The 17,564-nt window shown below is 56.6% G+C and carries 18 protein-coding genes; 9 read left to right on the top strand and 9 right to left on the bottom strand.

The window, feature by feature from the left end; genetic code table 11:
• Positions 1–284: 284 nt before the first annotated feature.
• From G6R15_RS19230 to G6R15_RS19270, 9 genes are all read left to right on the top strand, one after another.
• Positions 285–1,595, top strand: coding sequence for a replication-associated recombination protein A (locus G6R15_RS19230; protein ID WP_164661589.1), 1,311 nt, complete (start codon positions 285–287; stop codon positions 1,593–1,595).
• A gap of 296 nt (positions 1,596–1,891) precedes the next feature.
• Positions 1,892–2,272, top strand: coding sequence for a fluoride efflux transporter CrcB (crcB, locus tag G6R15_RS19235; protein ID WP_164661590.1), 381 nt, complete (start codon positions 1,892–1,894; stop codon positions 2,270–2,272).
• Complete coding sequence (locus tag G6R15_RS19240) at positions 2,269–3,312, top strand: RluA family pseudouridine synthase (protein WP_164661591.1); 1,044 nt, start codon at positions 2,269–2,271, stop codon at positions 3,310–3,312. Before crcB ends, G6R15_RS19240 begins: the two co-directional genes overlap by 4 nt.
• Positions 3,309–3,980, top strand: coding sequence for an HAD-IA family hydrolase (locus G6R15_RS19245; RefSeq protein WP_164661592.1), 672 nt, complete (start codon positions 3,309–3,311; stop codon positions 3,978–3,980). The genes G6R15_RS19240 and G6R15_RS19245 overlap by 4 nt, the downstream gene beginning before the upstream one ends.
• Positions 3,981–3,983: 3 nt before the next feature.
• The gene (locus tag G6R15_RS19250) at positions 3,984–4,691 is read left to right on the top strand and encodes an ATP12 family chaperone protein (RefSeq protein ID WP_164661593.1); all 708 of its coding nucleotides are present in this window, start codon (positions 3,984–3,986) and stop codon (positions 4,689–4,691) included.
• A 211-nt stretch (positions 4,692–4,902) separates the two neighbouring features.
• Entirely contained in the window at positions 4,903–5,919 is a 1,017-nt protein-coding gene (locus tag G6R15_RS19255; RefSeq protein ID WP_164661594.1) for an amino acid ABC transporter substrate-binding protein, read from the top strand.
• Between the two features lie 131 nt (positions 5,920–6,050).
• Positions 6,051–7,283 (top strand): amino acid ABC transporter permease, encoded by a 1,233-nt coding sequence (locus G6R15_RS19260; protein WP_164661595.1) that lies wholly within the window; start codon positions 6,051–6,053, stop codon positions 7,281–7,283.
• 3 nt (positions 7,284–7,286) lie between these two features.
• Positions 7,287–8,585, top strand: coding sequence for an amino acid ABC transporter permease (locus tag G6R15_RS19265; protein ID WP_164661596.1), 1,299 nt, complete (start codon positions 7,287–7,289; stop codon positions 8,583–8,585).
• 12 nt (positions 8,586–8,597) lie between these two features.
• On the top strand, positions 8,598–9,389 hold the full coding sequence (locus G6R15_RS19270; RefSeq protein ID WP_164661597.1) for an amino acid ABC transporter ATP-binding protein: 792 nt from the start codon (positions 8,598–8,600) through the stop codon (positions 9,387–9,389).
• A gap of 49 nt (positions 9,390–9,438) precedes the next feature.
• Here G6R15_RS19270 and G6R15_RS19275 read toward each other — a convergent pair whose 3' ends face one another.
• The 9 genes from G6R15_RS19275 to yidC all read right to left on the bottom strand — a co-directional run bounded on the left by G6R15_RS19275 (position 9,439) and on the right by yidC (position 17,466).
• On the bottom strand, positions 9,439–9,936 hold the full coding sequence (locus G6R15_RS19275; RefSeq protein ID WP_164661598.1) for a histidine phosphatase family protein: 498 nt from the start codon (positions 9,934–9,936) through the stop codon (positions 9,439–9,441).
• The gene (locus G6R15_RS19280) at positions 9,933–10,646 is read right to left on the bottom strand and encodes a ferredoxin (protein ID WP_240336817.1); all 714 of its coding nucleotides are present in this window, start codon (positions 10,644–10,646) and stop codon (positions 9,933–9,935) included. The genes G6R15_RS19275 and G6R15_RS19280 overlap by 4 nt, the downstream gene beginning before the upstream one ends.
• Positions 10,583–11,377: a sterol desaturase family protein gene (locus G6R15_RS19285; RefSeq protein WP_164661599.1), complete on the bottom strand. Its 795-nt coding sequence runs from the start codon at positions 11,375–11,377 to the stop codon at positions 10,583–10,585. The genes G6R15_RS19280 and G6R15_RS19285 overlap by 64 nt, the downstream gene beginning before the upstream one ends.
• A gap of 57 nt (positions 11,378–11,434) precedes the next feature.
• The gene (gene argB, locus G6R15_RS19290; protein ID WP_164661600.1) at positions 11,435–12,298 is read right to left on the bottom strand and encodes an acetylglutamate kinase; all 864 of its coding nucleotides are present in this window, start codon (positions 12,296–12,298) and stop codon (positions 11,435–11,437) included.
• A gap of 114 nt (positions 12,299–12,412) precedes the next feature.
• Positions 12,413–13,822 carry a PepSY domain-containing protein gene (locus G6R15_RS19295; protein ID WP_164661810.1) on the bottom strand — a complete coding sequence of 470 codons (1,410 nt, stop codon included), beginning with the start codon at positions 13,820–13,822 and terminating at the stop codon, positions 12,413–12,415.
• A gap of 74 nt (positions 13,823–13,896) precedes the next feature.
• The gene (locus G6R15_RS19300; RefSeq protein ID WP_164661601.1) at positions 13,897–14,235 is read right to left on the bottom strand and encodes a DUF2946 family protein; all 339 of its coding nucleotides are present in this window, start codon (positions 14,233–14,235) and stop codon (positions 13,897–13,899) included.
• A 23-nt stretch (positions 14,236–14,258) separates the two neighbouring features.
• Positions 14,259–14,912, bottom strand: coding sequence for a ribosome biogenesis GTP-binding protein YihA/YsxC (yihA, locus tag G6R15_RS19305; RefSeq protein ID WP_164661602.1), 654 nt, complete (start codon positions 14,910–14,912; stop codon positions 14,259–14,261).
• The gene (locus G6R15_RS19310; RefSeq protein ID WP_164661603.1) at positions 14,909–15,649 is read right to left on the bottom strand and encodes an MOSC domain-containing protein; all 741 of its coding nucleotides are present in this window, start codon (positions 15,647–15,649) and stop codon (positions 14,909–14,911) included. Before G6R15_RS19310 ends, yihA begins: the two co-directional genes overlap by 4 nt.
• Positions 15,646–17,466 carry a membrane protein insertase YidC gene (gene yidC, locus G6R15_RS19315; RefSeq protein WP_164661604.1) on the bottom strand — a complete coding sequence of 607 codons (1,821 nt, stop codon included), beginning with the start codon at positions 17,464–17,466 and terminating at the stop codon, positions 15,646–15,648. Before yidC ends, G6R15_RS19310 begins: the two co-directional genes overlap by 4 nt.
• Positions 17,467–17,564 lie beyond the last annotated feature (98 nt).

The raw sequence follows: 17,564 nt of genomic DNA on the forward strand, positions 1-17,564 counted from the left end.
AAGCAACCCGGTTTTTTTGAGCCGAATTTCCGTCGCTGAACGCATCACTTTAAAGAAGGATGGTCTCACGGAGAGGATTCAGGAAGGGTTGGGCGACTTGGATTGAATCTGATGAGATCGTTGTTTAGGTCGAATACTTGGGTAGATGGACGCGTTACATACAGTTTTAGTTGTAGGTTTTGAGACTGCAACAGGATCAGTCAGTACTCGTAGGATTATTTCGGCCACTCAATGTACGAAGTGTCTCTTGCAAGCCCACTCAAGTCGGAAGCGAGGTTAACTAGATGTCAGATCTCTTCGATCTAAGCAAAGAACAAGGCAGGCAGCCACTCGCCGCGGCTTTGAGGCCAAACTCGCTAGATGACATTATCGGTCAAGATGCCCTAACAGCAAAGGGGTCGATATTGCAGCGCAGGATTGCCGCCGATCAACTCGGTAGCATTGTTCTGTACGGTCCGCCGGGAATCGGTAAGACCTCAATCGCGCGCGCAGTGGGCAACATGCTCAGCAAAGATTTCCGTCCGCTTCACGCAACGCGGGCTGGTGTGAAGGAAATCCGTCAACTTGCAGACGAGGCGCGAATGCGCCCTCTTCTTATTTTCGTTGATGAAGTTCACAGGTTCTCGGCCACACAGGCTGACGATCTCCTTGCTATCTGTGAAGAAGGCACAGCTGATTTCATGGGCGCGACGACTCAGAACCCTTACACTGCGTTGCCCAAGGCTCTTGTCTCACGCTCAACAATCCTGAAACTTGAGCCGATTTCGATCAAGGATATGGAGAAGGTTGTCGCCCGCGGGCTCGAATATCTGGCGGGCATCGGTATCCAAGTAACTCTATCGCCTGAGAATCTACAGTTGATCGCGGGACGCTCTGGAGGCGACGCCCGCCGAGCCTTGACGACGCTCGAGAGCCTTGCAGTTGGTCATACTTCAGATGAGCCCGTTGTCGTCACTGAGGAAATGATTGAAGAGGCCTATTTGTCCGCTCCGATTAACCACGACAGGTCCGGGGATCAGCATTACGACGTCGTTTCTGCCTTTATCAAATCAATGCGCGGCGGAGCAGCGCCGGATGCGGTACTTTACTGGCTTGCGCGGCTCATCCATGGGGGCGAAGATCCGCGTTTCATTGCGCGCCGGATCATGATCCAAGCCTCTGAAGACGTGGGGTTGGCGGACAATACTGCCCTACAAACTGCTGTGGCAGCTGCCCAGGCAGTGGAAATGATTGGATATCCCGAGGCACGTATTATCTTGGCCCATGCTGCTTTGCATGTTGCACGCGCGCCCAAATCGGGTTCCGCGAACGCTGGTATCTCGGCCGCCTTGCAGGCTGTCGCCAACGAACCACCTCAAGCTGTGCCTTTGCATCTTCGAGACACTCATTACGCAGGCAGCGCTAAGCTTGGTCATGGCGGGTACCGCAGTCCCCACAACGATCCCAGAGGTTGGGTCGAGCAGGACTATGCGCCAGGTATTGAACGGGGGCGCTTCTACAAAAGCGAAGCTCGTGATGCGTCGACCTTCGAAAAACGCGCCGACGAATATTGGATGAAAGTAACTGGTCAAGCTACACCGAAGAAGTTTGACTAATCTGCATTCCTGGGAAATTTACTGGCGGCTCGGCCATTCCGAGGGGCGACTTGGCGCAGGTGGTGGTTTACATGATGTTCGCTCAGAAGACGAACAGGCTTTGACCAAGGCGCCGCGGATGGGCTTTCCGGGTTGAACTATTCCCCAGACAGAATTGACCCGCCCACGTTTCATTGCCCCGTTGAAAGGGAGATTGAAACGCGGTTCTCCTGCTTTGCCACGCTCTGCGTGTAGCGCACCGCCGATTGAAGTCTGCAAAACTTGACATCCCCGGCAGGGCGGGCCAAGGGAGCCCCATGTTTTCTTCGGTTCTACATGTGGCGCTTGGCGGCGCGATCGGGGCGTCGCTCCGGTATTTGACGGGCGTGGGCGTGCTGCGCGCGTTTGGCCATCAGGAGTTCCCGATTGCCATTCTGACCGTAAACGTCATTGGCTCGTTCCTGATGGGGGTGTTTGTGGTAACCGCTGCGCACAAAGGGTTGACGCATCTCAACCCGCTGGTGGCGACTGGGATCATGGGTGGGTTCACGACGTTTTCAGCGTTTTCGCTGGAGGCGGTGAACTTGTATGAACGCGGCGATCTTGGGCACGCGGCGCTATATGTTGCGCTGTCGGTGGGCCTGTCGATTGCGGCACTGATGTTAGGCCTGGTTTTGGCCAGAGGGGTATGGGCATGAGCGGAGTACAGATGATCACCGTGGCCGAGGGTGACGGCGACCAGCGTATTGATCGCTGGCTGCGCCGTCTTTTTCCGCATGTGAGCCAGGGGCGCATCGAAAAGATGTGCCGCAAGGGCGAACTACGGATTGATGGCGGCAGGGTTAAGGCATCCAGCCGGGTCGAGGTTGGACAGGTTGTTCGCATCCCACCGCTGCCCGCCAGCGACCAGAGGCCGACCGAACACCGCCCCCGGATCAAGGACGCGGATGTCCGCATGATTCAGGACTGCGTGATCTATCGCGACGATCACGTGATTGCGTTGAACAAGCCCGCCGGTCTGCCTGTTCAGGGCGGCAGCGGGCAAACTAAGCATGTCGATGGTCTGGCCGAAGCATTGCGTTTTGACCTGGACGAAAATCCACGCCTGGTGCACCGGTTGGACAAGGATACGTCTGGTGTCCTGTTGCTGGCCCGCACACGCGAGGCAGCCAAAGGTCTGACTGCCGCCTTCCGTCATCGCAACACACACAAGATTTACTGGGCCTTGGTGGCGGGCGTTCCTACCCCCTATCTGGGAGAGATCAAGACGGGTTTGGTCAAAGCATCGGGACACGGAAAACAGGGCGAAGGCGAAAAGATGATCGCCATTGACCCTCGTGACATTGACGACACGCCGGGGGCCAAGCGATCACACACGCTCTACGCTACGCTTTATCGTGTTGCCAGCCGCGCGTCTTGGGTGGCGATGGAGCCAATTACTGGTCGGACCCATCAGCTGCGGGCGCATATGGCAGGTATGGGGCATCCGATCATTGGCGATGGGAAATACGGCGGCTCGGGGCAGGAAAACCTGGGCGACGGCTGGGGCGCGCAACTGGGCGGTATCATCAGTAAAAAGCTGCACCTGCATGCTCGGACGCTGAGTTTTGAGCATCCGATCACCCACAAACCGGTGACCGTGACTGCCAAATTACCTGCGCACATGAAAGACAGCTGGGACACTCTGGGGTGGACTGAGGATCTAGCTGCAGACGATCCGTTTGAGGAGCTGCGATGACCGCTGATCTGCGGCTGATCCTCTTTGATGTGGACGGTACTTTGGTTGACAGTCAGGCGGCCATTGTCAGGTCGATGACAGCGGCCTTTGACTCGCTTGGTTTAACTGTACCTCAACGGCGGTCGATCTTGTCCATCGTTGGTCTGTCTCTGCCGCAAGCGATGGTGCGTTTGGCACCTAAGCAGAACAGCAGCGTTCAGGCGCAGTTGGTGCAAGGGTACAAAGACAGTTATCGCGATCAGCGGTTGGCGCAGGGGGCGGCGCATTCGCCGCTTTATCCTGGCGCGATGGAGATGCTCGACGTACTGCATGCCGTTCCTGAGAACCTGTTGGGCGTTGCCACCGGGAAGTCCAAGCGTGGCCTTGATGGTTTGATTGAGGCGCACGGAATGGAGAAATTGTTCGTGACCCAACAAGTTGCCGATTTCCATCCATCGAAACCGCATCCGTCGATGATCCATGCAGCCATGGATGAGGCAGGGGTAGAGCCTGCGAATTGCGTAATGATCGGCGACACCAGCTTTGACATGGACATGGCCGCTGCTGCTGGCGTTACCGGGGTCGGGGTGAGCTGGGGCTATCACAGTGAGTCCGAGCTGACCGCTGCACATACCATCATTGATACATTCGACCAATTGCCCGAAGCATTGGCGCAGATCTGGACCTGAGATATGAGTGAGTGCAAGCCAAAACGTTTTTGGAAGGACAGCACGGTTGTTGAGGTTGATGGTGGGTTTACCGTTGAGCTGGACGGACGAAGGGTAAAGACGCCGGCCAAGGCTGGCCTACTTGTTCCGACGCTGGAGATGGCGCAGGCCATCGCGAGGGAATGGGATGCGCAAGTGGACGCGGTTGATCCTGCCACCATGCCATTCACCAGATCGGCAAACGCCGCCGTCGACAAAGTCCGCATTCAACACGCTGAGGTTGCCGATATGCTGGCGGCGTACGGCGATTCGGACTTGTTGTGTTACCGTGCTTCACATCCGCAGGAATTGGTTCTGCGCCAGGACCAACTGTGGTCTCCAGCGCTGGATTGGGCCGCTGAAACCTTGGGTGCGCGACTCAAACCCGTTTCCGGGGTGGTGCATGAACCACAATCTCGTGAAGTGCTTAGCGCCCTGTCGGTACAGGTCCACGCACTCGGGCCATTTCACCTGGCTGCTTTCCATGATTTGGTCGGCCTGTCGGGCTCTTTGATCTTGGGGTTTGCAGCCGCCAGAAATTGGCGTGAAGCGGACGAGATATGGCGGATTTCGCGATTGGACGAACTGTGGCAAGAGGAGCAATGGGGTGTTGACGAAGAAGCAACCGAACAAGCAGAGATAAAGCGCCAGTCGTTTTTACACGCTAAACGGTTCTTTGATGTCTCGGGTTGATCCTTCGCATAACGCCCGAATTGGATGACGCAGGGTAAGCAATAGCTGTCAGATCATTGATTTCTATGATCCCACCCTTGACGTTTCGTGATGATTGCGCCCAAACTTGGCCCCACTAAAGGGGAGATCCCTTTTTGGTAAACGTTCCGGCAGAAAACTCATGCCGGTCGAACCGCCTCACAAAGGGGTGGAAAATCAGGAAGAGGTAAAAATGAAAAAAACAGTATTTTTGGGCGCGTTCACCGTCGCCGGCCTGGCAGCAGTCGCTGCTTCAGCAGGCACGATGGATGACGTCAAGGCACGCGGCAAACTGAACTGTGGCGTAACCACAGGTCTGGTTGGCTTTGCGGCGCCGGATGCTAATGGGGAATGGAAAGGTTTTGACGTGGCTGTGTGCCGCGCCGTTGCGGCTGCTGTTCTGGGTGATGCCAGCGCAGTTGAATTCGTACCAACAACCGGTAAGACGCGCTTCACCGCGCTGGCTTCGGGTGAGATCGACATGCTGGCTCGTAACACCACATGGACCTTCTCGCGCGACGTTGATCTGAAGTTCGAATTCACCGGCGTGAACTACTACGACGGTCAGGGCTTCATGGTTCCCAAGGATCTGGGCGTTTCGTCGGCCAAGGAACTGGACGGCGCGACCGTCTGTATCCAGACCGGCACCACGACCGAGCTGAACCTGGCGGACTTCTTCCGCTCGAACAACATCAGCTACGAGCCGGTTCCGATTGAAACCAACGCTGAAGCGCAGCAGCAGTACCTTGCTGGCGCATGTGACGTTTACACCACCGACGCTTCGGGTCTGGCTGCAACACGCGCCACCTTCGAGAACCCCGGTGATCACGTCCTGCTGCCCGAGATCATCTCGAAAGAGCCTCTGGGTCCGCTGGTTCGTCACGGCGACCACGAGTGGGGCGACGTTGTTCGCTGGACTCTGAACGCGCTGATCTCAGCCGAAGAGCTGGGTATCACTTCGGCGAACATCGGTGAGATGTCAGCCGGCACCAACAACCCGGAAATCAACCGTATCCTGGGCACCGAAGGTACCCTGGGCGAGATGCTGGGTCTGGACGCTGAATGGTCCAAGCGCGCCGTCGCAGCTGGTGGCAACTATGGTGAGATCTTTGCTCAGAACATCGGTGAAGAAACTCCGATCGGTCTGGCACGTGGCCTGAACGCTCAGTGGACCGAAGGCGGCCTGCTGTACTCGCCGCCGTTCCGCTAAGACGCAAACCGGAAAGGGCGCGAGAAATTCTCGCGCCCTCTTCGTATCTACTATAACGCTGCGGGCTGTTGCGGAGCGGGGTCAACCCCGTCGGGACCAACGGCAACCGCAAGCCACGGGGATCCCACAACATGTCAACTTTGACCGACCCACCAAATGCTGGTTTTCGGTTGTCCATGCTTTTCAACGATACAAGGTATCGTTCACTGACATTCCAGGTGATTGCGGCCATCGTTCTGGCCCTTTGCATCTGGTATCTGGGCAACAACCTAATCCAGAATCTGCGCGCCGCAGGTCTGAACATTTCCTACAGTTTCCTCGGCGATCCTGCCGGATATGACATCAATCAGCGACTGATCGATTACAACAGCCAGTCATCGCATGCGCGCGCTGCGCTTGTTGGTGTTCTCAACACGCTTTTAGTGGCTTTCTTGGCCTGTATCACTGCGACCGTCTTTGGTGTGGTTGCGGGCGTGTTACGCCTGTCCAACAACTGGCTCGTTTCCAAATTGATGGCCGTTTATGTCGAGATCTTCCGGAATATTCCGATTCTGATCTGGATCATCATCATCTTCACTATCATGACTGCAGTAATGCCTGGGCCACGTGCCTTCCGGGGTGACGATGCAACGTCCAGCATGGTTTTGGATCTCTTTGCCTTCACCAATCGGGGTGTCTATATACCGATGCCGTGGTTTGAAAGCGGTCTGTTTGCTTCGACTGCGATGAATTGGGTGCTTGTTCTGGCTGGATTCTTGCTGTCGTGGTTTGTTTCGGGTCGTGTCACAACTTGGGCCAATCACAAACAGGAAGAGACCGGGGAACGCCCAAAGACGCTGCTGCTCAAGCTGGCGATCTGGTTTGTGCCTTTCGCCATCTTGATGCTCATCATGGGCCTGACGTGGGAGGTGCCCGCTCTCAAGGGCTTTAACTTCAAAGGTGGCATCAAGATCGGCGGACCATTGATCGCACTGTGGTTTGCTTTGTCGATCTACACTGGCGCTTTCATCGCGGAAAACGTGCGTGCAGGTATTCAGGCGATCTCGAAAGGTCAGACCGAAGCGGCAGCAGCCTTGGGCTTGCGTCAGGGACGCATCATGAACCTTGTTGTTCTGCCTCAAGCTCTCCGGGTGATCATCCCGCCGCTGATTTCGCAGTACCTGAACATCACCAAGAACTCGTCGCTGGCGATTGCGGTGGGTTACGCGGACATCACGGCGACCTTGGGTGGCATCACACTGAACCAGACGGGGCGGGCGATTGAATGCGTCCTGCTGTTGATGTTGTTCTATCTCACAGCGTCGTTGACGATCTCGACGGTGATGAACATCTACAACTCTTCCGTCAAGCTGAAGGAGCGCTGAGCCATGGCTGATCAAACAACCAACTCTGTTGCTTTTGTAGCTGACGGGAACATACCTGAATCTCCGCCACCGGCGAATGAAACGGGTGTGGTCAAGTGGCTGCGGGATAATCTGTTTTCCGGCGTTACAAATTCGATCCTGACGATCCTGGCATTGGTCCTGATCTATCTGCTGCTGAAAAATACTCTTCCGTGGATTTTGAACGGGGTCTGGAACGCGAACTCCCTGGCCGAGTGTCGTGAGATTCTGGCTGGTAGAACGGGGGCCTGTTTTGCGGTTCTGACCGAGCGTTGGCCGCAGTTGATCTATGGGTTCAAATATCCCGTGGACGCCTATTGGCGACCAAATGTTGCCTTTGTGCTGATGCTGATTGCATTGGCTCCGGTGCTGTTCTTTGATCTACCGCGTAAGCTGTTGATCATTACCGCAGTGTACCCGTTTGTGGCATTCTGGCTGATCTGGGGGGGCACCATCCTTGTGCCAGTGGTTGCTTTGCTTGGTTGCGTTGCTGGTGGCTTTGTCTTCCAGAAGGCAGGCAAGAACAGCTTTGCGGCCGGCTTCTTTGGGGCCATCGTGGCCGCGCTGGTCGTCTGGCAAGCGGGTGGTTGGCTTATCCCCGAAGGGGCGTCAGAAAACGCTTGGCTTACGGCTGTTCCAAGTCGTGATCTGGGGGGCTATATGCTCAACATGATGCTGGGCTTGACCTGTGTGTCGCTGTCTTTGCCTTTGGGCATTGCATTGGCCCTGGGGCGTCAGTCGCGCATGCCACTGATCAAATGGATCAGCGTTGTTTTCATCGAGTTTGTCCGTGGTGTTCCGCTGATTACGTTGCTGTTCGTCGCGTCGGTGATGCTGGCCTACTTCTTTCCGCCAGAAAGCACGGTCGATCTGTTTCTGCGCGTGGTGATCATGATCACCATGTTCTCGTCCGCCTATATCGCCGAGGTGATCCGGGGTGGTCTCGCGGCTTTGCCCCGTGGGCAATATGAGGCCGCAGACAGCCTTGGTCTGGATTATCCGCAGGCCATGCGACTGATCATCCTGCCGCAGGCAATGAAGATTTCGATCCCGGGCATCGTGAACGTAGCAGTGGGGCTGTTCAAGGACACCACACTGGTTTCGGTCATTTCGATGTTCGATCTGGTCGGCATGATCCGTGGCCCCATCCTGGCGTCTACCGAATGGAACGGCGTCTATTGGGAGCTTTGGGGCTTTGCTGCACTGGTCTTCTTCGTCGTCTGTTACGGCATTTCTCAATACTCACAGTGGCTCGAGCGTCGCCTCGCCACCGACCACCATTAAGGAGTTCAAACTATGTCTGAACTTATGTCTGACCGCGCGATTGATCGTTCGAAAATGCAGGTGAGCGACGAGGTCGCCATCGAGATCAACAACATGAACAAGTGGTACGGGTCCTTTCACGTACTGCGCGACATCAATCTGACCGTAAACCAGGGCGAGCGGATTGTTATCGCGGGCCCGTCGGGCTCGGGTAAGTCCACGCTGATCCGCTGCCTGAACGCTCTTGAAGAACATCAGCAAGGCAAGATCGTGGTGGATGGCACCGAACTGTCGAATGATCTGAAGAACATCGACAAGATCCGGTCCGAAGTTGGGATGGTGTTCCAGCACTTTAACCTGTTCCCGCATCTGACGATCCTGGAAAACTGCACGCTGGCCCCGATTTGGGTGCGCAAAACGCCCAAGAAAGAAGCCGAAGAGCGCGCGATGCACTTCCTGGAAAAGGTCAAGATCCCCGAGCAGGCCGACAAGTATCCCGGCATGCTTTCAGGTGGTCAGCAGCAGCGAGTGGCGATTGCCCGCTCGCTTTGCATGATGCCGCGGATCATGTTGTTCGATGAACCAACGTCGGCGCTGGACCCCGAGATGATCAAAGAGGTGCTCGACACCATGATCGAGCTCGCCGAAGAGGGCATGACCATGCTCTGTGTGACCCACGAGATGGGTTTTGCCCGTCAGGTTGCGAACCGCGTGATCTTTATGGATGCAGGTCAAATCGTGGAACAGAACGAACCCGAAGAGTTCTTCAACAACCCGCAATCTGATCGGACCAAGCTGTTCCTCAGCCAGATTCTGGGTCACTGAGGCCGGGACATTTAGATTTCTAAAAGGGCGGGGACTTCCCCGCCCTTTTTCATTCCAGCAACTGCCTCGGCGTGATGAAGTCCAGTACCAACCCGCTGTGTCGATCAACTTCGTCCCATTTGGCGGTATCGAAAGTCATGACCGTGGTGGCGCATGTTGGGTATTCATGGAACCGCTCAGCCTCGGGCCGGGCTTTAACAATCTGACGCGCAAATTCCGCCATTCCGGGATTGTGTCCCAACAGCAGTACAGTTTGCCCGGTGGCGTGGTTCAACTCGTTTAGGATATGTTGGGCGGATGCGTGATACAGATCGTCAGTAAAGGTCGTTGTGCGTGCGGTCAGGGCCATGCGTTGATAGGTTTCGCGGGTGCGATGCGACGAAGAGCTGAGAACCTGATCTGGCAGCACACCTTTCTTTTTGAGCCAGATTCCGACGGCCTCGGCCGAGGCGCGGCCACGTTTGTTTAGAGGGCGGGCGTGATCGGGCAGGCCGGGGTCACCCCAGCTGGACTTTGCATGCCGCGTCAGGATCAGGGTTAAGGTCATGATGGGTGAAACGCTCTCATGTGATGTGCGGTTTGTGTCCGACCACGCTCGGCACCGTCACTGATTGGGCAGGCCAACCGCGTTGCGCACCCTTCAGTCAGGCAACTTTGCCCGGATTTAGTGTTTAGATAGCTGTGGCAGCTGTCGACGTCATAGAACGCGTGGGCATTCAATGCCTCAACCGGGCAAGCGGTGGCGCAAGGGGCCGGGCAGTCAGTGCAAGGGGAAACGCCCGAGGGGGTGGTAACGTCGAATTCCTGCTCAAAATGTAACGCACCTCGTAGTGAGATCAGCATGCCGACACTGTCATGTACCAAGGCGCCTACCGGGCTGGTGAACGTGCGGCCCGATTTGAGGGCCCAGTCGATGAAAGGAGTATAGGGCGGGCCGCCAAAGGGGAAGTAGGCGGTCGCGGTCAGATCCTGCGCAAGACCTTCGACTACTCGGGTTGACCATCTGTCGATCGGGTGAGGCTGCTTGTCAGCCCATTCAGGCGAGGTTTCAAAAACGTCCCAGAACGCGGCTGCTGTTCCGAGCAGGATCAGTGTTCCACCTTCTAGTTGCTTTGCGTCGCTCTCGCGCGGGTGTTGTGCGCCCATGACGATCAGGCCCGCATCCTGCGTTGCGACGTCAACTTGCGCATAGGTCACTTGCGCTGAAACGGGAGCATCAGGCTCCATCTCAGGTGTGCGGGTCGATCGTCTTGCCATTCCAATCCCACCGTCATCTGGTCGTGCCCTTGATCTGGCTGCGCGACATAGGTGCCAAGCATCCGGTCCCAGATCGACAGGGCGAACCCATAGTTGCTGTCATGTTCATGCCGGTGCACTGAATGATGAACCCGGTGCATATCCGGCGTCACCAGAACCCTACGCAGGACGGCATCCAGAGCAAGAGGAAGTTTCAGGTTTGCGTGATTGAAAAGGGCCGTACCGTTGAGCAGAACCTCAAAGACCAGCACGGCCAGGACGCTCGGCCCCAGTAGATAGACCAGCCCGATCTTAAGCAGCATCGACAGGGCGATCTCGACGGGATGAAAGCGAACGGCAGTCGTGACATCCATATCCCGGTCCGCGTGATGCACGCGGTGCAATCGCCACAGCAAAGGCACTTTGTGAGTGACCAAGTGTTGGGCCCAGATCGCAAAGTCCAGAACCAGGATGCAAATGATCAACTCGACCCACGCGTATAACTCCAGTGTATTGAACAGTCCCCAACCCTGCTTCTGCGCATCCCAGGCAGCTCCAATCGCCAGAAGTGGCATCACTGCCGCCATAAGGCGCAGCGTGAGCGTGTTCAGGATGGTGATGCACAGATTGGTGCGCCAGCGAGACATGCGCGATAAAAGGCGCGGTCGGCGGGGCAGAGCGGTTTCAGCCGATGCAAAGAAGACAATCAGGCCCAGAAACGCCGCGAAACGGATAGGGATCTCATATTCCATCAGGTCACATTCCGTCAATGAAATGTGTATTGCAAGCCGGAAGGCAACACGACTGCGTCAGTTGGGACGGATCATCGATCCAGCGCCGTGATCAGTGAACAGCTCTAGTAGAACACAGTTCTGAACACGGCCATCAACGATGGTGCAGGCCCTAACCCCGTTGCGCACGGCGTCTAGCGCCGTCTCTGTCTTGGGGATCATCCCGCCGGCGATGACGCCGCTTGCGGTCATTGCTTCGACATCTGCCGCCTTGAGCTCGGTCACAACGTCGCCTGCGGCATTCTTGACCCCGGCTACATCCGTCAGCAACAGCAAGCGGTCAGCGCTCAAGGCCGAGGCGATGGCACCGGCGGCGGTGTCGCCGTTGATGTTGAAGGTCTCGCCATTCCGACCGGCGCCCAATGGGGCAATCACCGGGATCACATCAGTTTCGAACAGATCATGCAGAATTTTGGGGTTCATTTGCGACGGAGTACCCACAAAGCCAAGCGAGGCGTCGGTTTGATTACAGGTGATCAAGTTGGCATCCTTGCCCGACAGGCCGACGGCGGTACCACCCTGAGCATTGATCGCCTGCACAATGCGTTTGTTGACTACGCCGGACAGCACCATCTCGACCACCTCGACCGTGGCGGCATCGGTTACACGCTTGCCGTTCACGAACTCGGACTGGATATCCAGCTTTTTCAACATCGCATTGATCATCGGGCCACCACCGTGCACGATCACCGGGTTTACACCCACCTGTTGCATCAGAACGATGTCGCGGGCAAAGCTTTCCATCGCTTCGTCACTGCCCATGGCATGCCCGCCCAGCTTGATAACGACAATCGCGCCATCATAACGTTGCAGGTATGGTAAGGCACTGCTGAGTGTGGCGGCGGTCGCAATCCAATCGCGGTTCATGTTCTGCTTCTTCATCGTCCAGGTCCCTTTGGCCACCTGTGTTAGGGCCTTTGGACCCATAAGCCAAGATAGGATCGCTGATGGGGTCCTTACCGCGACGGTGACACACCGTCGCGACAGGGTTCGAGGTTAGCTAAGCGCGCGTTTCATCGCCGGGATATTTCCCAGGATCAGAAGGTCAAAGGTCAGCGCTGCAAGCAGGGTCAGACCAACCAGTGGAAAGGCCATTGAGGTGAATAGTCCGATCAGCACGGCTCCTTTCCAGAATGGTAGATCCGCAGGAAACGGCGGCGCAGCCAGGCGTCCGGCGCGGGACGGGCGACGTTTGACCCACAAGACCGCACCCGAGACGCAGACGAAGATCACAGACAGGCAGAACAGCGTGTTCAGAATGAAATTCCAGGTGCCCATCAGCCCCATGTGAAACGGAATGCCAAGCGCCATGGCCTTGCCCATGACCGAGTAATCGACATAGCCCACATCGGCCAGGATCTTGCCGGTGTATTGATCCACATGCACGGTGCGGTCGGTGGTGGGCTCATGGGAATCGCTGCTCATGGAATCGCGGTTCAGGGTCCAGACGCCGTTGTCACCATTCGGGAAAGCGACGCGGAACCGTCCTTCCATTTCTAGTGACAGTCCCAACTCGACCAAGGTGTCGATGTTCATTGGCTGGCCTTGGGGTACTCCGAATGCGCCCACATCCGAGCCCGAAGCGGGCATGTGGGTTTGTTCCAGCGCCCAAAGGACATCGTTCTGTGCGCCGTGATTCATGCTGGCGTGGATATCATCGGACAGGGGGACATTGTCCCACTTCTCGGCCGGGAAACTGCTCCAGGGTTGCACGATCATACCGCCCCAAACACCGGCCCAGGACAAGCCCGAGATCAAGAACACCACCAACAGGCCCGTCATCCAAAAGCCCGTCACAGCATGCAGCAATTTCCAAAAGGCGCGTCCCCGTGCGCGCAAATTCGGCACAAAGGCGGCCATTGCATTGCCGCGCGGCCACCAGAGGTACAGCCCGGTAAACACCAGAATCAGGCTCAGGCCTGCTGCGATTTCCAGCAACCGATCACCGGTGTCGCCGATCAGCAGGGTCGAGTGAATATTGTCAGCCAGATCATACCAGCTTGCGCGCCGATCCCATGTTTCCAGAACCGCGCCGGTGTAGGGGTTCACAGCGACCATCCGCTGGCCGCTTTCACCTTTGACGCGGAAAACGGTGGCCAACGTGTCGGACTTTGGTCCAATCCATTCCACAACCGATCCCGGCACATGGGTGATCGCGATGTTTGCTTGTTCAGAGACAGGCAGCGCGACTTCGCCCTTGTCGATCGCGATCTTTTCACCGTCGCGTCCGTCGAATTGAGTGATGAACATCATCATCAGCCCGGTAATGGCCAGAATGATCAGGAATGGGATGACAAAGAGGCCTGCATAAAAGTGCCACCGCCAGGCAGCGAAATAGAACTTTTGGGCAAAACCGTCAGGTGTTTGGGCATCGCCTATAGGTTTGGTGTTGGTGTTCAACGCCATTAGATTCTCCATATCGGAACGGGCCTTGTGCAATATGCACAGACCGCAATTTAGTGTTGGGTGTTCTCGAAAGTTTAGGAGAGCGCAGGCGGCCCGCGCGCATCATAGCGCCAGTGAAAACCGGCCGAGCGATGGGTGAATTCGTCGTGGGCCCAACGGGCCTGTAATGGAAAGGTCAGGGGAAATGGTCCGGCGAACGCAAGTTCTAGCGCGCTTTCTGAGGTTCCGGCAAAAGGACAGGACATACGTTCATCGCTGTCGTGATGGTCTGGGTCGCCTTCGTTTAAGTCGACCCAGGTTTCCACGGCTCCGTCTGCCGTACAGAGCACAAGCAATATCCGACCATCATCAGAGGTTGCTGGCATCCAGCCCTGCGGAATCGCGCTGGTGAGTGCCACCGCAAGCAGAGCCATCAGTGCTGCAAACCGGATGGGGATCATTCGAGGGTCGTAATAACCGAGCGCAGGGTCGGGATGCCGTCGCCTTTTTCCGACGAGGTCAGGATGATCTCGGGGAAGGCAGCGGGGTGTTTCGACAAGGCACCGCGCACTTGCGCCAGGATGCGCTCGCGTTCGTTGGCTTTGACTTTGTCTGACTTGGTTAGAACGCACTGAAAGGTCACGGCGCTGGTGTCCAGCAGCTTCATGATCTCGTCGTCCACCGGTTTGACCCCGTGACGCGCGTCGATCAACACAAAGGCACGGCGCAGTGTCTGACGCCCGCTCAGGTATTGCTTCAACAGCCGCTGCCATTTTTCGACAACCGGCAACGGCGCATTTGCATAACCATAGCCCGGAAGGTCCACCAGATAGATATCGGGACCTTGAGTGAAATAGTTGATCTCTTGTGTGCGGCCGGGAGTGTTTGACGCACGTGCCAGACCCTTGGTGCCGGTAAGAGCGTTGATCAAGCTGGATTTGCCTACGTTTGAACGGCCAGCAAAACACACCTCGATCCGGTCTGCCGGGGGCAGGCCAGACATGGCGACCACGCCTTTGACGAACTCAGACTGTCCAGCAAAGAGCTTGCGGCCGCGTTCGAGGGTGGCGGGGTCGGGCGTTTCAACCTCGGGGAAGGGAAGTTGGGTCATAACAAAGTTACCTTGTCTCCGACGGACAATTGCCCGCCTTGGATCACTTCGGCTCGCACGGTGAAATCCTGATGACCCCAATGGGTCAGCGCGCCCAACGTGTCGGTATCACGGATGCCGGTTTCGGGGTTTGCGGTGGTGGCCATGCATCGGTCGGTGGGTTCCTTAACCCTAAACACGACGTCGCCAATTTGCACGTCACGCCCCATCCAGTCGAATTCCTGCCATTCTGGCACCTGGTCGAACCAAATGTTGCCGCGCCAGCGATGGATTGACAGATCTCGTTCGACCTTGCGTTCCACCGCGCGATGCGAGGCCATATTGCACAGGGTCACCGAAGGGAAATCGCTGTCGGTCATGCCGCGCCCGGGTACGCGAACCAGGCGGGCCGACGCCGCGCGATCCTCTGGCATCAGCGGCTTGACCCAATCCAGAAACGCTTGCGTTTCTGTTTTTGGATCAAACTCAAGTTCGGGACGCGTTGGATGAGACAGGACAATCCGCTCATCGTCCAACAATCGGCAGGTGATCGCCATCAGTTGCGCCACTTTGGATACGCGGCTGAAATTGGCACAGGGCACCCACTCGGATCCGTCGGCCTTGGATTGTTCGTGCGCTACGGCCCAAACGCGATCCCCGGGCATGGTTTGCCCGGGGTTGAAACCTGCCTGCTGCACCGCCTCTCGGCCATGACTCTTTATGGGGTACCGCCAGAGGCTGGTGACGAAACCGGTCATTTCTGATCCGGTTTCGACGATTTCTTGAACGACGACATGATGTTGCCAAAGACGTCAGGCTTGTAACCTTGGGTGCGCATGATCAGATACTGTTGTGTGAACGTGATCGTGTTGTTCGCGATCCAATATACCACCAAGCCGCTGGCAAAGCTGCCCAACATGAACATGAACACCCACGGCATCCAGGCGAAGATCATCTGTTGGGTCGGATCGGTGGGTGCCGGGTTCAGTTTCTGCTGCAGCCACATCGAGATACCAAGGAGCAGTGGCAGGATGCCGATAAAGATCAACGCCATGATCGTGTCAGCTTCAGGACCACCCCACGGCAGCCAGCCAAAGCCGTTCATGATCGAGGTTGGATCTGGCATGCTGAGGTCTTGGAAGGGACCGAACCATGGGGCCTGCCGCAGTTCGATGGTGACAAAGATCACCTTGTACAGAGAAAAGAAGATCGGGATCTGCATCAGGATCGGTAGACAGCCGGCGGCCGGGTTTACCTTTTCCTTCTTGTAGAGCTCCATCATGCCCTGCTGCATTTTCTGGCGGTCGTCGCCAGCAGCTTCTTTCAGGGCTTCCATCTGCGGCTGGAGTTCCTTCATCTTTGCCATCGAGACGTAGGATTTATAGGCCAGTGGGAACAGGATCGCCTTAATAATCAGTGTCAGGCCGATGATCGACCAACCCATATTGCCGATCAGTTTGTTGATCTCGTGCAGCAGCCAGAAGATCGGTTTGGTCAAGAAAAAGAACCAACCCCAGTCAATGCTATCGATGTAACCTTCGATACCGGTACGTTCGTAGTTGCGGATGGTTTCCCATTCCTTGGCACCAGCAAACAGACGCGTCGACACTGCGGCAGTTTCACCGTCCGCGACCGTCAGTGTTGGAAGAACAGTTTCCGTTTGATAGATCTTGCGGCGGTCGTCGTACTTGGCGGCTGCCTTGAACTTGCTGCCGGGTTCCGGGATCAGCGTTGTCATCCAATAGTGGTCAGTAAAGCCGATCCAGCCGTTTTCCTGAACTTGGAATACTTCAGCTTGCACACCCTCGTTCGCGTCAACGTCAAAGTCGCGTACATTGCTGTATGAAATCTCGGCCAGAGTACCGTCGGTCATCCCGACAACACCTTCGTGCAGGATGAAGAAACTTTTCAGCCCTGGCAGATCAGCGTCCTCACCAGTGCCATGGCGCGCCAGGATGCCATACGGGGCCATGCTGGCAGAGTTGCCCGAATTGTTGGTAACCGACTGGGTGACCGAAAACATATAGTTGTCATCCACTGAAATATCACGTCGGAAGGTCAGGCCATTGGGGCTCTGCCACGCCAGTGTGATAGGAGTGTCGGTGGTCAGCGCAGCACCCTTTTCCAGAACCCAATCGGTGTTGGCGCCAGGAACATCCTCGACCGCAACACCCGATCCGGGCGCCCAGCCGTAAAGCGCGTAATAGGCAGATTCCGAACCAAGAGGATAAAGAACCTTTTCGATCGGTGCGTTCGGTTCAATCGAGACGCGATAGTCTTTGAGCGACAAATCATCAATGCGACCACCTTTGAGTGAGACGCTGCCGGTTAGGCGTGGGGTATCGATGTCGATTCGCGGTGCTTCGGCGGCTTCTTCAGCCTCGGCGTCCACCGGGCTGGTTGCTGTGGCATCAACGGCGGTTGGGGCTGTGGCCGTTGAGCCTTCGGTTGCCGCGATCGTCGCGTCCTCAGTCGGGGTGCTGGGTTCCGGTGGCGGGAACAACACAAACCAAACCAGGATCACGAGAAAGCTGAGCGCGGTTGCGAGGATGAGATTCTTGTTCTGATCGTCCATCGGGGACAGCCACCTTGTGCGTTATGAGACAAGGGAGGGTTCAACAGAGTGCAGGTCAAAAGGTCAAGCGGAATCACGTCGCATCCGGGCGTAAATTC

This window comes from Tropicibacter sp. Alg240-R139, assembly GCF_900537075.1.
In the GTDB taxonomy this organism is placed as follows: domain Bacteria; phylum Pseudomonadota; class Alphaproteobacteria; order Rhodobacterales; family Rhodobacteraceae; genus Falsiruegeria.

Coding starts and splice junctions, on each gene's coding strand:
- G6R15_RS19230 (WP_164661589.1), top strand. CDS start 285: ATGTCAGATCTCTTCGATCTAAGCAAAGAACAAGGCAGGCAGCCACTC.
- crcB (WP_164661590.1), top strand. CDS start 1,892: ATGTTTTCTTCGGTTCTACATGTGGCGCTTGGCGGCGCGATCGGGGCG.
- G6R15_RS19240 (WP_164661591.1), top strand. CDS start 2,269: ATGAGCGGAGTACAGATGATCACCGTGGCCGAGGGTGACGGCGACCAG.
- G6R15_RS19245 (WP_164661592.1), top strand. CDS start 3,309: ATGACCGCTGATCTGCGGCTGATCCTCTTTGATGTGGACGGTACTTTG.
- G6R15_RS19250 (WP_164661593.1), top strand. CDS start 3,984: ATGAGTGAGTGCAAGCCAAAACGTTTTTGGAAGGACAGCACGGTTGTT.
- G6R15_RS19255 (WP_164661594.1), top strand. CDS start 4,903: ATGAAAAAAACAGTATTTTTGGGCGCGTTCACCGTCGCCGGCCTGGCA.
- G6R15_RS19260 (WP_164661595.1), top strand. CDS start 6,051: ATGTCAACTTTGACCGACCCACCAAATGCTGGTTTTCGGTTGTCCATG.
- G6R15_RS19265 (WP_164661596.1), top strand. CDS start 7,287: ATGGCTGATCAAACAACCAACTCTGTTGCTTTTGTAGCTGACGGGAAC.
- G6R15_RS19270 (WP_164661597.1), top strand. CDS start 8,598: ATGTCTGAACTTATGTCTGACCGCGCGATTGATCGTTCGAAAATGCAG.
- G6R15_RS19275 (WP_164661598.1), bottom strand. CDS start 9,936: ATGACCTTAACCCTGATCCTGACGCGGCATGCAAAGTCCAGCTGGGGT.
- G6R15_RS19280 (WP_240336817.1), bottom strand. CDS start 10,646: ATGGCAAGACGATCGACCCGCACACCTGAGATGGAGCCTGATGCTCCC.
- G6R15_RS19285 (WP_164661599.1), bottom strand. CDS start 11,377: ATGGAATATGAGATCCCTATCCGTTTCGCGGCGTTTCTGGGCCTGATT.
- argB (WP_164661600.1), bottom strand. CDS start 12,298: ATGAAGAAGCAGAACATGAACCGCGATTGGATTGCGACCGCCGCCACA.
- G6R15_RS19295 (WP_164661810.1), bottom strand. CDS start 13,822: ATGGCGTTGAACACCAACACCAAACCTATAGGCGATGCCCAAACACCT.
- G6R15_RS19300 (WP_164661601.1), bottom strand. CDS start 14,235: ATGGCTCTGCTTGCGGTGGCACTCACCAGCGCGATTCCGCAGGGCTGG.
- yihA (WP_164661602.1), bottom strand. CDS start 14,912: ATGACCCAACTTCCCTTCCCCGAGGTTGAAACGCCCGACCCCGCCACC.
- G6R15_RS19310 (WP_164661603.1), bottom strand. CDS start 15,649: ATGACCGGTTTCGTCACCAGCCTCTGGCGGTACCCCATAAAGAGTCAT.
- yidC (WP_164661604.1), bottom strand. CDS start 17,466: ATGGACGATCAGAACAAGAATCTCATCCTCGCAACCGCGCTCAGCTTT.